Here is a 15,173-nt window from a genome sequence, read left to right on the forward strand (position 1 = left end):
GCATCTTGCCGGAATTCGTCCGTCCGTTTCAGTCCCCTCTCGGGATCATGCTTCGCATAACCCTGCCGGGCGGGGCATAGTTCATCGCCTTTGTTGCAATAAATGCTATCAAAGGAACGGCATCAAACCGCGACAGGTCCAAACCTAGCAAAACTCAACCCCTTACGGACAGCGGAAAATAGCTCGCTGTTATCTACACGCCGTTCGACTGCTTCCAAATCGTTTGCATCCAGAAAAATCGACATCACATAAGGATCACTACCCGTGTGATAACTCGGAAACTTAGCTTGAATGGCCGGCGCGGCTCGGAAATTGCGATACAGTTGACCCACCACGAGCTTTGTTGGCGTACGATGATGCAGTTCCAGCACATATAGGCGGGATTTACCTTGGTAGGTGATGCCTAGCAGGCCATCTGGGGTGCAGAACTTCAGCCCAGTTTCATCTCATGCGACTCGGTTCACCGAAGGCGGTCGGCCATGCAATTTGGGACGGTCAGGATCAGCTTGGTAGTAATGTTGCCAGAAGTCGATCTTTGCGCCCGCGCGAGCGGCCCATTGCCGGATGGCGACGTGGGCTGAGGGGGGCCAGCCTGCATCTCTCAATAGGGCAGCAACTCGACGGTAGCCACTCTCGGGATATTTTCTTGCAGGAAATACCCTGACGTGCAGTGCATATCGACCAAACTGGCGCGTCAGCTCAATCATATCCTCGATCAAGCGTTCTTCGTCAGCGCGTCTCTGCTTTGTTTGGCATCTTGAGATAATGGAAGCTTAGCAAAATAGACGTTTGGAAAGCATGCAGGTTTTATTGGGCTGCTTTGGCGTATGCAGAGGCCAAAAAAAAATGTATGGTCGGTTCAAATGTATGAACAGCCACCGCTCACAAATCCGAATATTGTGCTGAACGACACCGGCGCAAAGAAACTCTGGCGCCGGTGTTCAAGTTGGGGGCCGCAGCTTTAGACCAGCGTTAGGTCGCTCGCCATTTGTCGCCCATCGCGACCTTCGGACATCTCGAACGTCACTTTTTGATTGTCTGCCAGTCCGGTCAAGCCCGACTGCTCTACGGCTGAGATGTGAACAAAAACGTCACTGCCGCCACCATCAGGTGCAATAAATCCGTAGCCTTTTGTGGTGTTAAACCACTTCACGGTGCCATTGGGCATGTCCGTGTCTCCTTTTACGTTTACGTCCACTCTGAAAGTACAGAGCCATTCCTGTGAGCGTTTTGAACAATTCGCCTTGCCAAAAAATTACCCACGGATAACAAGATTGTCCGATAACCAACGAAATCAAGGAAATGACTTGGTATTCTTTTGTATACCAAGGGCGCGTCCCTGACCGAGAGGCACGAAATGAAACTTTACGGATTGAAGAACTGCGATACCTGCCGCAAAGTCTTAAAGGCTTTGCCTGCTTTGGAATTGGTAGATGTGCGTGCGGATGGTATGCCCAAAGATGTGTTGGAACGTGCTTTTCAACAGTTTGAAGAGGCTTTGTTGAACACGCGGTCGACGACTTGGCGGGGCCTGTCTGATAAAGATCGCGAAGGTGCGCCGCTGGATTTGATCGCAGCACACCCTGCTTTGATGAAGCGCCCGCTGATAGATACGGGCGACGCGCTTTTTCTTGGTTGGACCAAAGACACGCAGGCGGCTTTAGGTCTCTGAACGCGGCTGTAAAGCACGGTCAAATGACAGTGGGCCCGCCCCTTTGATCACCAAAATCAAAAGCAACAGAACCCACAATGCGCGTTGGTCGGCAATCAATGCGCCGGACGCCTTGTCGAACCACGCGCCAAGGTCTTTGCCGCCCACGCCGTGACCTGTGACATCAACGATGGATTGCACAGCAACGAAGCCGATCATGCCAAGGGCAGACAAACGCGTCAAAAGCCCGACGACAATCAGGACCGGTAGAATAAACTCTGCCCACGTGCCGCCCAAAGCAATCAGATAGTGCAAAATGCCCAATTGGCTTGTGTCATAGCCCACGGCTTCAACCGCCTTGGGAAAGATCTGGATATAGGCGCTGTCGGACAGTTGGAAAATGCCCATAATCCCATCGCCCAGTTTGGTTTTTGCCGAGACCCAAAAATAGGAAAACAGAACACCTGCAAATACGATCCGTGCCAGTGTGGGCAAAATCCAGTCGTTGCGTTCGATCGCGCCAAAAATGGCAGTGTGAAGCTTTTTCATCAGTTCAGTCCTTTGTGGTCAAATCAGTCAATGCGTTGTTCTGGATAAGCAGCGTCAGAAGCGGGCCAAGATCGTAGTCAGGCGAAACAGCGGCGGCTGCATCTTGGGCATCCCCCATCGCGCCCCCTTGTGCTGTGATACTGAGCCATGCCGCGTCTGCAGCTGTTATGGCATGGGGGTCGGGGTCAAATTCGCGCCGCAAAATCAAAACGGATTGTGCAACATTGCGCGGTTTTTCCGCGCCGCTTACCATGTTGAAGCGCCAGATGTCATGCAGGGGCCAGTCTGACGTGATCACCCGCACATGCGGTGCAAGCTGCAAGGTCGCGTCGTTCAGCGCCTCTGTAGGCACCTCGGCAAAGCGGCCGGGATTCATGGCAGTGCTGTCTGCCGCATGATAACTTTCGCGGATTGCGATTTCCAGACGGGCCACATCCGGAAGATAACCGATATGGGCAAGTGGTGCGAAACCATCCAGAAAATCCGGCATTTGCCCGCCGTAGAACATCATCAAAGGCGAGGACGGAGGGTGGGCCCTTAAAAATAGTCCCGCCAACATGTCGAAGTTCTGGTCGCCAATCAATTTGACAAGGACCGGAAAGCTGGCGCGCAGCGCATCGCGCAACGCCACAGCCACGTTGTTGCGGTACACATCGTATCGACGACCGGCAGGGGCGCCTGCGCCGTCTTGCACGTTGACCGGCACGGGGGCCGTGCCATCCAAAAGTGCGCTGCGAAAGGCAGACAGCGTGGTGGAAGGGGGGCCAGTCATCGCGCTGCCAAATGAACCAATGCATCGGCCCCGCGCTGAGCTTCAAGACGCAATGTCGCCCAATCCGGCACATCGTTGTCCCATTCTATCAACACAGGGCGGGGGCCGGTTTTTGCCAGCGCATAGTCCAATAGATCCCAAACGGGGTCTGCTGCTTCACATCCGTGGCTGTCGATCAGCAATGGGGCGCCGTGATCATCTTGGTCTTCGTCGTGTCCACCAACGTGGATTTCGCCAACGGCTGCCAACGGATAGGCGTCGATGTAGCTTTGCGGGGAATATCCAAGGTTTGTGGCGGAGATAAAGACGTTGTTCACATCCAGTAACAACCCGCAGCCGGTGCGTTGGGTAAGCTCTGCCAGAAAATCTGTTTCGGACCATGTGCTTTCTGCAAAGGCCAAATAGCTAGAGGGGTTTTCCAACAGCATTTGTCGTCCCAGCGTGTCTTGGACCTGGGAAACATGGGCCGCCACACGGGCAAGAGTGGCGTTTGTGTATGGAAGGGGCAAAAGGTCGTTCATGAACTCTGCGCCATGGGTGGACCAAGCCAGATGTTCCGAAAAGCTTGCAGGATTGACCCATGCAACCAGATGTTTAAGACGGGCCAGATGGTCGGGATCCAACGGGGTTTCACCGCCGATCGACAGCCCAACACCGTGCACAGAAATTGCAAATGTTTCTGCAAGGCTGCGCAGTTGTGCCAACGGCCTGCCACCATCGCCCATGTAGTTTTCGGCATGTATTTCCAACCACCGGACAGGGCCGGGGGCGTGCAACAGGTCGCTAAAATGTTGGGATTTATAGCCGACACCGACCGCATCGGGCAAAGGGCGGTGTGCAGGTGAAGTGTCCAGCATGGTAGGCCCTTTCGTCTGTCGTATTGGGAGGTTTGGGCATTGTTCAACGCCCAAACCAAAATCGTCCGGTCAGAAAATTACGCAGGAATGTCGCGTGACAGTTCTTTCAGCGACCCTTCACGTGCTGCGCCGTCTGCTTGTGCAGGCAATTCAATTTCTGCACATGTGCCTGCGTCGACAAGTGTCCATGCGTTGCCTTGATAATCCACTGTAGAGGTTCCAGCGCATGTCGTGCCAGCACCTGCGGCGCAATCATTTTCGCCAGCCAAGGAAACGCCGTAGCATTTTTCTTTGGAAGCAGCATGTGTTGTTGTTGTGGTGGCAGCTGTCATTGCAGCAGCAACAGCAGACGCGAGAGCGACAGATTTCATTGTGTTTGACATGTTTTACGTCCTTCTAGGGCAGGTTAAAACTGAACTTGTGAAGACCAGTCTGGATGTATGCAGGCGATATTACCATTCACGAGCCTGTGTGTCACATGCGCGTCAGGGAATGGGCTTTTTTCCACCCATAAAACAATTGTTTCCTGATGAAATGTTACAGTCGGGCAGGGTTAATCCGCCCGACCTTGTAATATTTCAGCGCAAGTCAGGCGGCGTTGCATCGGCCTGCAACGTTTTTGTTACAGCGTCCAACGCTTCGACGCGTGTCTGTTTTTCGCCAAGGCGGCGTACTGTGACAGTGCGTTCTTCAACTTCGCGCGCACCAACGGCCAAGATCACTGGCACTTTGCCCACAGAGTGTTCGCGCACTTTGTAGTTGATCTTTTCGTTGCGTATGTCGGCTTCCGCGCGCACGCCTGCGGCTTTCAGTTGTGCAACCACATCATGCACGTAGTCATCGGCGTCCGAAATGATGGAAGCCACAACCACCTGACGCGGGGCCAGCCAGAAGGGCAATTTGCCAGCGTGTTCTTCGATCAAGATGCCGATGAAGCGTTCAAAGCTGCCCAACGTTGCACGGTGCAGCATGACGGGGCGGTGTTTGTCGCCGTCTGATCCCACATAGGTCGCGTCCAAGCGTTCAGGCAGCACGAAATCGACCTGATGCGTGCCGCACTGCCAGTCACGGCCAATTGCGTCGGTAAGCACAAATTCCAGTTTCGGGCCGTAAAACGCACCTTCGCCGGGGTTCATTTCAGGCTCGATCCCTGCGGCACGGGTTGCAGCCAGCAACGCTTGTTCTGCTTTGTCCCAAACCTCGTCTGATCCCGAACGCGTTTCGGGCCGATCCGAGAATTTCACACGGAAGTTTTCAAACCCGAGGTCTTTGTAGATCGAGGTTAGAAATTCGATGTAAACGGCGGTTTCCGATTCAATCTGGTCTTCGCGGCAGAAAATATGCCCATCGTCTTGGGTAAAGCCGCGCACACGCATGATGCCGTGCAAGGCGCCCGAGGGTTCATAGCGGTTGCACGATCCAAATTCCGCCATACGCAAGGGCAGGTCGCGGTAGGATTTCAGACCTTGGTTAAAGATTTGCACGTGGCAGGGGCAGTTCATCGGTTTCAGCGCGTTGACGGCCTTTTCACGCGCATGATCTTCGTCCACTTCGACGATGAACATGTTTTCTTGGTACTTCTCCCAGTGTCCCGAAGCCTCCCAAAGCTTGCGGTCCACGACTTGCGGTGTGTTCACCTCAACATAACCGCCTGCGCGTTGTTTGCGGCGCATGAAATCTTGCAGTTGGGTATAAATAAGCCAACCGTTGGCATGCCAGAAAATCTGGCCGGGGGCTTCTTCTTGCATGTGGAACAGGTCCATTTCACGGCCCAGCTTGCGGTGGTCGCGTTTGGCGGCCTCTTCCAGCATGTGCAGGTGGGCTTTCAGCTTTTCCTTGCCGGTGAAGGCCACGCCGTAGATGCGTTGCAGCATTTCGCGGTCACTGTCGCCACGCCAATAAGCACCCGCGATGGACATCAGTTTAAATGCATCGCCGGGCACTTGGCCTGTGTGCTGCAAGTGCGGCCCGCGGCACAGATCTTGCCAGTCGCCGTGCCAATACATGCGCAGCGGCTCATCGCCCGGAATGGCGTCGATCAGCTCAACTTTGTAAGGCTCGCTGTTGTCTTTGTAGAACTGAACGGCCCGGTCGCGGTCCCAGACTTCGGTGCGCACAGGTTCACGTTTGTTGATGATCTCTTTCATCTTCTTTTCGATGGTCAAAAGATCTTCGGGTGTGAATGGGTCCTTGCGGTCGAAGTCATAGTACCAGCCGTCTTTAATAACGGGGCCGATGGTGACGCGAGTGTCGGGCCAGATTTCCTGCACCGCACGCGCCATGATATGCGCGAGGTCATGGCGGACCAGTTCGTTGGCTTGCTCTTCGTCGGCCATGGTGTGCAGGGCAATGGTCGCATCCGCGTCAATGGGCCATTGCAGATCATGATGCGCACCGTTCACAGTGGCGGAGATCGCCTTTTTTGCCAATGATTTGGAAATATTTTCGGCGACTTGGGCAGGGGTGACCCCTGGGTCATAGTCGCGTGCATTGCCGTCGGGAAAGGTAAGAGAGACTGATGCCATCTGGGCACTCCTCGTCAGTTTGGCGCCTACGAAACGCCCGGTTGCGGGTTATGTGTTCGGGCGCTGTTTAGACGGGCGATAAGTCTATGGTCAAGAGGGGCCGTAACTGTTTGGTGGGAAGCGTGCTGAAATCACCAGATTGAGCAGTGCAAAGATCATGCAAAATGCGGCAGCATATCCAAGGGCATCGATGGACCACGTGGAGATGACGAAACTGCCGATCGCCGATCCAATGGCCGCGCCGATGTAGATACAGGCGGCGGTCAGGGCCAAAACCACTGGCGCTTTCGGGCCTGCCAACCCGATCAGCCGCATCTGCTGACCTGCCATAAACGACCATCCCGCCATGGCCCAGATCACGGAGAGGGCAAAGAAAGCGGGTACACCAACAGGCAGATGTGAATATAGCGGCATGATGATCATTTGTGCGCAACACAGAATGATCAGGGTTTTGTACCACCCCAGTCTGTCCGCCATAAAGCCCCCAAGAATGTTGCCCATAACGGCCCCGATCCCTGCCACAATCAGCGTAATCGAGATCATGTCGCGCCCCATTCCCATGCTTTGGCTGAACAGGGGCGCCATGTAGGTGAAAATCACATAGATCGAGCCCAAAAACAGCCCTGTAAAGGCAATCGCAAACATCATGCGTCCGTCTTTCAGGGTAGTGCGCAGATCGCCAAAGGTCACCGCCTGAAATTTCAGACCCGCAGGTACGAAGTGCCAGATCAGAAAGATGCAGGGGATATTCAGAACCACAACACCCCAAAATGCGAAACGCCATCCAAAGGTGTAGGCAATCCATGCGCCAGCTGGCACACCAATGACCTGTGCCAAGCTAAAACCGAACATGGCCGCAGCCAGAACACGCGCCCGTTGTTCGGGGGGGTACAGTCCTGCAACCACAGCCGCCCCGACGGGGGTGAACAAGCCCGCACCGGCAGCCGCCAACACACGCGCGGCCCCCAGCATGCCAAGCGACGTTGCCACAGCAGACAAGATGCCAGAGATCAAAAAGAGGCTTAGACCAAAGGTCATCACACGCCGCCGTCCGATATGCCCCGTCATGCTGACCAACACCGGCGACAAAACTGCGTAGGCCAACGCATACACGGTCATTAAGATGCCTGCGCGTTCTGGCGCCACATTCAATCCTGCGCCCAATGGCTCCAGCACACCGATGATGACAAACGCGCCAACTCCGATCAGGAAATTGCATGTCGAAATGACGGGCAGGATCATTTTGGGGGGCGGGGTGTCGGTGGATGTCATTGCGCACGATATGAAGCGACACAAAAAAAGAGCAAGTACATCGTCGCGTCGCGCTAAGCGTTTATGGTGGATGGTGCAAAAAGCGACAAAATGTCCACGATTTGCGACGATTTGCTGTGGACTCTCTGCGTCAGCCCCTTAAATAGTCCACTATAGGAAACTTTTCACAACCAACGCCCGAGGGTCACATGCCTGCATATAACACGTCATTTGAACTTTCCGTCGAAGACCTCGAACTGATCGAGGACGCCTTGCTCAAAAACAAACTGTCGCTGACGCAAAAGCAGTTGAAAGAAAACAAATCCGAAGTGCCGCAAGATGGCGGGGCCCGCCGCATCCACGATCTGCTGGGCCGTTTGCACAATCAAAAACAGTTTTTCCGCCCGCGTCAGGGTGTGTTTGTCAGCGGCTGACATAGACAACACCATTGGGGCTCTACGATCCCTGAACACCGGAAAACTTCAGCATCCGCATTGCACCTGATCGGTGCAACGCGCATTGTCTGTCCCAAAGGGAGAGACCGCATTGGCTGAAGTTGAATATCTGAACACAGACGCCGGACGACGCATTGCTTACCACCGTACCGAAGGCACAGGCCCTTGGTTGGTGTTTTTGGGTGGTTTGAAGTCTGATATGGAAGGCACCAAAGCTATCCATCTTGAAGCCTGGGCCAAATCCCGTGGACAGGCGTTTTTGCGTTTTGATTATTCCGGTCACGGACAAAGCTCTGGCCGTTTCGAAGAAGGCTGCATCGGGGACTGGGCCGAAGACACAGCCGCCGCAGTTTCTGCACTGACAGACGGGCGTGTGATTTTGGTGGGCTCCAGCATGGGGGGCTGGCAATCTTTGCTGTTTGCGCGTGCGCACCCCGACCGCATGGGCGGGCTGGTTACAATAGCTGCAGCCCCGGATTTCACCGAAGATGGATATTGGGCATCGTTTACAGATGCCCAAAAAGCTGCACTGCAGCAAGATGGGCAGGTCGAATTGCCATCAGATTATATGGACCCCTACATTGTCACGCGGCGCATGATCGAAGACGGTCGCACACAGCTTGTGTTGCGCACGCCGTTGGATTTGCCGTTCCCTGTGCGCATGTTGCAAGGCACCGCAGATTCCGCCGTATCAACAGAGCGCGCCATTGCGTTGCTGGACCATGCCACCAGCCCTGACATGCGGCTGACCCTCGTTAAGGACGCCGACCACCGGTTTTCCGATGATGCATGTTTGAACCTTATAGAAAACGCCGTTTTGGAGGTCATGAACCCATGAAAATGATAGGTCGGTTTTTTGTCCGCTTTGTCCTAACGCTTGTGGCTTTGGGTTTTGCGATGTGGGTGTTCGGGCCCTATGAGCCCGTTGATTACACGACAGATTTTGACGAAACACAATTGGAAGACAGCGTTGATGACTATCTTGCCACACAAGAAGCACGCTTTGATGACATTCGCCCCGACAGCGAAAAACGTGTTGTATGGGCGGGTTCGGAAGGAACGAAAACGGACTATGTGGTTGTGTATTTGCACGGGTTCTCTGCGTCTTCGCAAGAAATCCGCCCGGTGCCTGACGCTGTTGCAACCGATTTAGGGGCCAATCTTGTTTACACACGCTTTCAGGGGCATGGCCGCACAGCAGATGCCATGGGCGAAGGCACCGTGAATGGATGGATGCGTGATACCGTAGAGGCCTTGGCCATTGCGCGGAAAATTGGTGACAAAATCATCGTCTTGACCACTTCGACCGGCGGCACTTTAGCGGCCTTGGCCATGACGCACCCCGAACTTCAACAGCAGGTCGCGGGGGTTGCTTTCATTGCGCCCAACTTCGGTGTGAACAATCCGGCCGCCGCGCTTTTGACCATGCCTGGTGTGCGCGTTTGGGGGCCTGTGGTTGCCGGAAAAACACGCAGCTTCACACCGTTGAACGACGGGCAAGGCCGTGAATGGACCACAACCTATCCAACTGTCGCCGCAGTGCCTATGGCCGCCGCCGTTCAGGAAGCCGTTGGGCGTGATTACAAGGATGTGGCCATACCTGCGTTGTTCTACTACGCAGCAGAAGATCAGGTGGTGATTGCATCCGAGACCGACAAGATTGTCGAAAACTGGGGGGGGGCTGTCACGGTCGAACGCCCTATGTTGGGGGCAGGTGTCGATCCGATGGGCCATGTGATTGCAGGCGATATCATGTCACCCGCCATGACGGCAGCAGCCACAACGACACTTTTGAACTGGATCGGCGGCTTGCAATGATGGAGCAACGCATCAGCTTGATCACGCTGGGTGTGTCCGACATCGGTGTGATGGCTGATTTTTACACTGCACTGGGATGGTCGCGGGTGGACACCCAAGACGGCGTGGTTGCCTTCGATCTGATCGGGCAAACATTGGGTTTGTACCCGCTGCAAGCTTTGGCAGACGACCTGGGTCTGGCGGTCGAAGATTTGGGGCGCGGGGCATCGACCTTTGGGTACAACGCGCGTGAAAAGGCCGATGTGGCCCCTATACTTGCGGCGGCTGAAGCGGCCGGTGGCAAAGTGATTAAAGCCGCCCAAGACGTATTTTGGGGCGGGCATCATGGCTATTTCTCTGATCCTGAGGGAAATATCTGGGAAGTCGCCCACAACCCGTTCAGCCCCTTGGCCGCAAATGGTGCGTTTTGCTGGAACGGGCACGGCTGATGCGGCAACCGCGCAGCATGCGGAGCTTGGAAACACTCGGGCGTGTGCGCTTGTCCAAACACTTCTATATGCGCGACTTTTTGATGTCGGAAATCAGCGCGTTTCACGGTGTGCCGAACATCCCCGAGAACCCTGATCTGACTGTGGAAAACGGAACTGCGTTTTGCACGCAATTGCTTGATCCATTGGAAGAGACCTTTGGACGGATCGCGATCCGCTCGGGCTACCGTGCGCCGGCATTGAATGCCTTTGGCAATCGAAACAAATTGAATTGTGCACGCAATGACAACCCCTTGGAATGTCACATCTGGGACCGTGCGGACGGGGCTGACGCTATTGCGGGGGCGTCCATCGTGGTGCCGTGGTTCGCGGATCAGTACGACAAGGGGCGCGATTGGCGTGATTTGGCATGGTGGATCCACGATCACTTGCCCTATTCGGACATGTGGTTTTTTCCAAAACTCGCCGCGTTCAATCTGGTTTGGCGCAAGACACCTTTGGTGACGATTTCTAGCTATATCGCGCCGCGCGGGACGTTGTTGGGGGCCGGGCAAAGGCCAGAAGAAAACGCAAAGACCCGGGCCATGCGGTATTCGGATTTTCCAAAGTTTCGGGGGATCCGCTACCCCAGTGCAACGCGCTGAAAAGCGCTTTGGGCCGCTTGCACAAAGTGCAGCTTCGGGCCAAAGTGCGCGAAAGTGAAATCAAACGGATGCGCGGATAAAACCGGCAACGATTCCAACTCAAAAGGCAGGCAGAATGGCTGAACCTCTGGTTCTTCTTCCCGGTATGATGTGCGACGCGCGGCTGTTCGGGCCACAAATCGCCGAGCTTTCTGCGGATATGACGGTGACGGTGGCCCCCGTAACACGCGGCGAACGCATCGAGGAAATCGCCTCTGGGCTGTTGGATGAATTGCCTGCGCGGTTCGCGTTGGCAGGGCTAAGCATGGGCGGGATTGTCGCAATGGAAATATTGCGCCGCGCCCCCGACCGTATCACGCGGTTGGCTTTGATGGACACGAACCCACTGGCGGAAACACCCGTTGTCGCTGCGGCGCGGGAACCACAGATTATCGGCGCCCGCACAGGGCGGCTTGAACAGGTGATGCGGGAAGAAATGAAACCAAACTATCTGGCGCCGGGACCATACCGACACGAAGTGCTGGACCTGGTGATGGATATGGCCATGACGCTTGGCGCAGAGGTTTTTGTGCGGCAATCAAGGGCACTTCAACGCCGGCGGGATCAACAGGGCACATTGCGCAAATGCAAAGTGCCGACAATGGTCCTGTGTGGGGCACATGATGCGTTGTGCCCGATCAAACGTCACACGTTTATGGCAGAATTGATACCCTATGCGGAACTCGAAGTGATCGAAGACGCCGGACACCTGCCAACACTTGAATGCCCGGACCAAACAACGGCAGCCCTTCGCAAATGGATGGCGATGCCGTTGGTGTTGCGTTAACCGCCGCCGCTCAGGCATTCTTTTCGCCAAAAATATCCCGGGGAGGCGCATAGCGCCGGGGCAGAGCCCCAATCAACGGAGCAACTTTTATACATCCCATCCGCAAAGCAGGTAAGGTGGGTCCCGACCCACCAACCCTTTATGCAGCCGCGTTTTTATTGGCGGGTTTCTTGACCGGCTTTTTGGCGACGCCGCCGTTTGCGTGGATAAAGTCCATCACCAAAGGACGGATATTGTTGCGCCAGCCACTGCCTGCAAAAATACCGTAGTGGCCTGCACCGGGTTCAACGTGGCTTGCCTTTTTGGCGTCGGGCAATCCCGTGCACAAATCCAGCGCAGCGATGCATTGGCCAGGCGCAGAAATGTCATCATTGCCGCCTTCGACCGTTTTCACCGCAACGGTTGTGATTTTACCGATGTCGATTTTCTTGCCGTTGACCACAAATTCGTTTTTCGCGATTTCGCCATTTTTGAAAATGCGTTCAACGGTGGACAGGTAAAATTCGGCGGTCATGTCCATGACGGCCAGATATTCATCATAAAAGTTGTTGTGTTTGTCGTGCTCGGATGCATCGCCACGCGCAGCACGGGCAATCTGGTCAGAAAACGCTTTTGAGTGTTTTTCCGAGTTCATCGACATGAATGAAGACAACTGCAAAAGGCCCGGATACACCATGCGTCCCACGCCGGGGTATTTAAAGCCTACGCGCTGAATCATCATTTCTTCCAACTGGCCCATCGTGACGCGGTGTCCGAAATCCGTGACATCGGTTGCATTTGCGTCGGGGTCGATCGGGCCACCAATCAAGGTCAGTGACTTTGGCTGTGCGTCAGGTTCATCATCAGCCAAATAGGCTGTCGCGGCCAATGTCAGCGGGGCAGGTTGGCACACTGCAATAACATGTGTGTCCGGACCAAGGTGACGCAGGTAATCGACCAGATACATTGTATAGTCTTCGACGTCGAATTTGCCTGCACTCACTGGGATGTCGCGTGCGTTGTGCCAATCGGTGACGTAAAGTTCGCAATCGGGTAGCAATGAATGCACTGTGGACCGCAGCAGCGTCGCGTAGTGGCCTGACATTGGCGCCACCAGCAAAACGCGTGGCTTTTTGGATGTACGCTTTGCTACCTTGAAATGGATCAAATCGCCAAACGCGCCTTCGATCTCTTTTTCAACAGTCACAATTCGGTCTTTGCCGGACGCGCCTACGATTGTTGGGATGTTCCAGTCAGGCTTTACGACCATGCGCTGGAAAGTACGTTCCGTCACTTCGCCCCACGCCCGCATCCATTCCATCGCAGGGTTTGGGAACAGTGACATTGCGGGGTATGATCCAAGAGCAGCAGCAGATGCGCCAAGCCACTGATTCGTATTTCTGATGGTCTCCATCAGATCGTAAGTGGCCATGTACCGCATCGGTAACTCCTGTATTTACTGCCTTAGGGGCGACTTTGCGTCGTTATGTCCCTTAGCAATCAAACTATAAATGCTGCATTTGAACACAAATGCTGCAAGTGCGAAGATACGAGGGAAAAGTTAATATGACAACCAAAGACACCGCCAATACGGAGTTCTCTGGACAAAACCTCGAGAAAATGAACGAAAATCTACGCAAGGTAGAAGATTTATCGGCGCGTCTAACCCATGTCATGAAGAACCGTGCAGGGCACCAGAAAAGCCTGGATGGCCCGGACCAATCCCTTTTCGGGCAGGCCGCGACAGCCTATTGGTCCGAGGCCGTGCAAAACCCCGCAAAGGTGCTCGAACACCAATTGGATTACTGGTCCAAGACGGTGCAGCATTTTGTCGAAGCTCAACAGTCCCTCGCCAAAGGGAAGCTGGAAGCGCCGCAGGTCCCAGACGCTGGCCCGAAGGATCGCCGCTTTGCCAATCCGCTTTGGGACACGCATCCATATTTCAACTATGTCAAACGACAGTATCAATTGAACGCCGCAGCCCTTGAGCAAGCAGTTGATGATGTCACCGACATGGAACCATTGGAAAAGCAGCGTCTGGCCTATTTCAGCCGTCAGATCGTTGACATGATGAGCCCCACCAACTTTTTGGCCACCAATCCGGACGCATTGGAAAAGGCAGTGGCCACCGAAGGCCAAAGCCTAGTGACGGGGTTGGAAAACCTTGTGTCGGATCTTGAGGCCAACAACGGCGAGATGGTTGTGCGTCTGGCGGACGAAAGCGCGTTTGAACTTGGGGGCAACATCGCGACGACGCCCGGTAAAGTCGTCTACCGCAATCGCATGATGGAGCTGATCCAATTCAGCCCAACCACGGACACTGTACATGCCACGCCCGTGATCTGCTTTCCGCCCTGGATCAACAAATACTATATCCTCGACTTGAAAGAGCAAAACAGCTTTGTAAAATGGGTCACCGATCAAGGCTACACGTTGTTTATTGTGTCTTGGGTCAATCCGGACGCAACCTACGCGGACATCGGCATGGAAGACTATATTGTCGATGGCTATCTGGCTGCGGTGCGCGAAGTCAAAGCAATCACTGGCCAGGATCAGGTGAACGCAATCGGGTATTGCATCGCTGGCACGACGTTGTCTTTGACGCTGTCCTATATGAAACAACAGGGCGACACATCGATCAAATCGGCCACATTCTTCACAGCCCTGACAGATTTCGGAGACCAAGGCGAATTTACGCCCTTCCTGACGGATGATTTCATTGACGGCATCGAAGCAGAGATCGACGACAAAGGCATGCTGCCGTCTGTTATTATGGCGCGCACCTTTTCGTTTTTGCGCTCCAATGATCTGGTCTACACGCCCGCGATCAAAAGTTACATGCTTGGGGAAACGCCGCCAGCTTTCGATTTGCTGTATTGGAACGGGGATGGCGCGAACCTACCGGGCAAGATGGCGCGGCAGTATCTGCGCGGCTTGTGTCAGCGCAACGAATTGGCGACCACAGGATACGATCTGATGGGGCATCATCTGGTATTGGATGAAGTGGATGTGCCTTTGTGTGCTGTCGCCTGTGAAACCGATCACATTGCCCCGTGGAAAGACAGTTACCGTGGCGTGCAAAAGATGGGGGCCAAGAACAAGACCTTTATCATGACCCAATCCGGGCATATCGCAGGTATCGTTAACCCACCGTCCAAAAAGAAATATGGCCACTACACAAACCAAGACATGGGGCTTGGCCACGAGGACTGGCTGGAGGGCGCAGAATTTCATGAAGGATCATGGTGGCCACGTTGGGAAAGCTGGTTGAAAAAACGATCCGGCAAACAAGTCGCAGCACGGGTTCCCGGTGATGCCTCCCATCCTGTTCTGTGCGACGCGCCCGGGACATATGTTGTTGGTAAAGCGCCGCAATAGACCAGCTTTGCGGCCTTGCCACAGCGCTTTTGGTACGCCA

At 54.6% G+C, this 15,173-nt stretch carries 16 protein-coding genes; 8 read left to right on the plus strand and 8 right to left on the minus strand.

Features of this window, described 5'->3' with window-relative positions:
* Positions 1-961: 961 nt before the first annotated feature.
* Entirely contained in the window at positions 962-1,168 is a 207-nt protein-coding gene (locus tag ABJL60_RS02605) for a cold-shock protein (RefSeq protein WP_348286357.1), read from the minus strand.
* 189 nt (positions 1,169-1,357) lie between these two features.
* Here ABJL60_RS02605 and ABJL60_RS02610 point away from each other — a divergent pair, with 189 nt between their 5' ends.
* Positions 1,358-1,672: an ArsC/Spx/MgsR family protein gene (locus tag ABJL60_RS02610; RefSeq protein ID WP_348374650.1), complete on the plus strand. Its 315-nt coding sequence runs from the start codon at positions 1,358-1,360 to the stop codon at positions 1,670-1,672.
* On the opposite strand, the gene ABJL60_RS02615 is transcribed toward ABJL60_RS02610, so the two are convergent.
* The 6 genes from ABJL60_RS02615 to ABJL60_RS02640 form a co-directional block, all read right to left on the minus strand.
* Positions 1,661-2,200: a DoxX family protein gene (locus ABJL60_RS02615; RefSeq protein WP_108828968.1), complete on the minus strand. Its 540-nt coding sequence runs from the start codon at positions 2,198-2,200 to the stop codon at positions 1,661-1,663. The two genes, ABJL60_RS02610 and ABJL60_RS02615, sit on opposite strands and share 12 nt — an antisense overlap.
* Before the next feature lie 4 nt (positions 2,201-2,204).
* A complete protein-coding gene (locus ABJL60_RS02620; RefSeq protein WP_348374651.1) occupies positions 2,205-2,972 on the minus strand; it encodes a DNA-binding domain-containing protein in 768 nt (255 codons plus the stop codon).
* Positions 2,969-3,829, minus strand: coding sequence for a DUF692 domain-containing protein (locus ABJL60_RS02625; protein ID WP_348374652.1), 861 nt, complete (start codon positions 3,827-3,829; stop codon positions 2,969-2,971). Before ABJL60_RS02625 ends, ABJL60_RS02620 begins: the two co-directional genes overlap by 4 nt.
* Positions 3,830-3,906: 77 nt before the next feature.
* A complete protein-coding gene (locus tag ABJL60_RS02630) occupies positions 3,907-4,212 on the minus strand; it encodes a DUF2282 domain-containing protein (protein ID WP_348286349.1) in 306 nt (101 codons plus the stop codon).
* A gap of 195 nt (positions 4,213-4,407) precedes the next feature.
* Positions 4,408-6,354: a threonine--tRNA ligase gene (thrS, locus tag ABJL60_RS02635; RefSeq protein WP_348374653.1), complete on the minus strand. Its 1,947-nt coding sequence runs from the start codon at positions 6,352-6,354 to the stop codon at positions 4,408-4,410.
* Positions 6,355-6,444: 90 nt separating this feature from the next.
* Positions 6,445-7,626: an MFS transporter gene (locus ABJL60_RS02640; RefSeq protein WP_348374654.1), complete on the minus strand. Its 1,182-nt coding sequence runs from the start codon at positions 7,624-7,626 to the stop codon at positions 6,445-6,447.
* Between the two features lie 188 nt (positions 7,627-7,814).
* On the opposite strand from ABJL60_RS02640, the gene ABJL60_RS02645 reads away from it, so the two are divergent.
* From ABJL60_RS02645 to ABJL60_RS02670, 6 genes are all read left to right on the plus strand, one after another.
* Complete coding sequence (locus ABJL60_RS02645; RefSeq protein ID WP_348374655.1) at positions 7,815-8,039, plus strand: hypothetical protein; 225 nt, start codon at positions 7,815-7,817, stop codon at positions 8,037-8,039.
* 112 nt (positions 8,040-8,151) lie between these two features.
* The gene (locus ABJL60_RS02650; RefSeq protein WP_348374656.1) at positions 8,152-8,898 is read left to right on the plus strand and encodes an alpha/beta hydrolase; all 747 of its coding nucleotides are present in this window, start codon (positions 8,152-8,154) and stop codon (positions 8,896-8,898) included.
* Complete coding sequence (locus ABJL60_RS02655) at positions 8,895-9,878, plus strand: alpha/beta hydrolase (RefSeq protein ID WP_348374657.1); 984 nt, start codon at positions 8,895-8,897, stop codon at positions 9,876-9,878. The genes ABJL60_RS02650 and ABJL60_RS02655 overlap by 4 nt, the downstream gene beginning before the upstream one ends.
* On the plus strand, positions 9,878-10,306 hold the full coding sequence (locus tag ABJL60_RS02660; protein ID WP_348375348.1) for a VOC family protein: 429 nt from the start codon (positions 9,878-9,880) through the stop codon (positions 10,304-10,306). Before ABJL60_RS02655 ends, ABJL60_RS02660 begins: the two co-directional genes overlap by 1 nt.
* A 17-nt stretch (positions 10,307-10,323) precedes the next feature.
* Positions 10,324-10,950, plus strand: coding sequence for a hypothetical protein (locus tag ABJL60_RS02665; protein ID WP_348375350.1), 627 nt, complete (start codon positions 10,324-10,326; stop codon positions 10,948-10,950).
* 115 nt (positions 10,951-11,065) lie between these two features.
* The gene (locus ABJL60_RS02670) at positions 11,066-11,776 is read left to right on the plus strand and encodes an alpha/beta fold hydrolase (RefSeq protein WP_348286338.1); all 711 of its coding nucleotides are present in this window, start codon (positions 11,066-11,068) and stop codon (positions 11,774-11,776) included.
* A gap of 139 nt (positions 11,777-11,915) precedes the next feature.
* On the opposite strand, the gene phaZ is transcribed toward ABJL60_RS02670, so the two are convergent.
* Positions 11,916-13,196, minus strand: a complete 1,281-nt coding sequence (gene phaZ / locus ABJL60_RS02675; RefSeq protein ID WP_348286336.1) for a polyhydroxyalkanoate depolymerase — start codon at positions 13,194-13,196, stop codon at positions 11,916-11,918.
* Between the two features lie 125 nt (positions 13,197-13,321).
* Here phaZ and phaC point away from each other — a divergent pair, with 125 nt between their 5' ends.
* Entirely contained in the window at positions 13,322-15,133 is a 1,812-nt protein-coding gene (phaC, locus tag ABJL60_RS02680) for a class I poly(R)-hydroxyalkanoic acid synthase (protein WP_348374658.1), read from the plus strand.
* Positions 15,134-15,173 lie beyond the last annotated feature (40 nt).

Origin of the sequence: Ascidiaceihabitans sp., from assembly GCF_039986515.1 — a bacterium.
Classification (GTDB): domain Bacteria; phylum Pseudomonadota; class Alphaproteobacteria; order Rhodobacterales; family Rhodobacteraceae; genus Ascidiaceihabitans.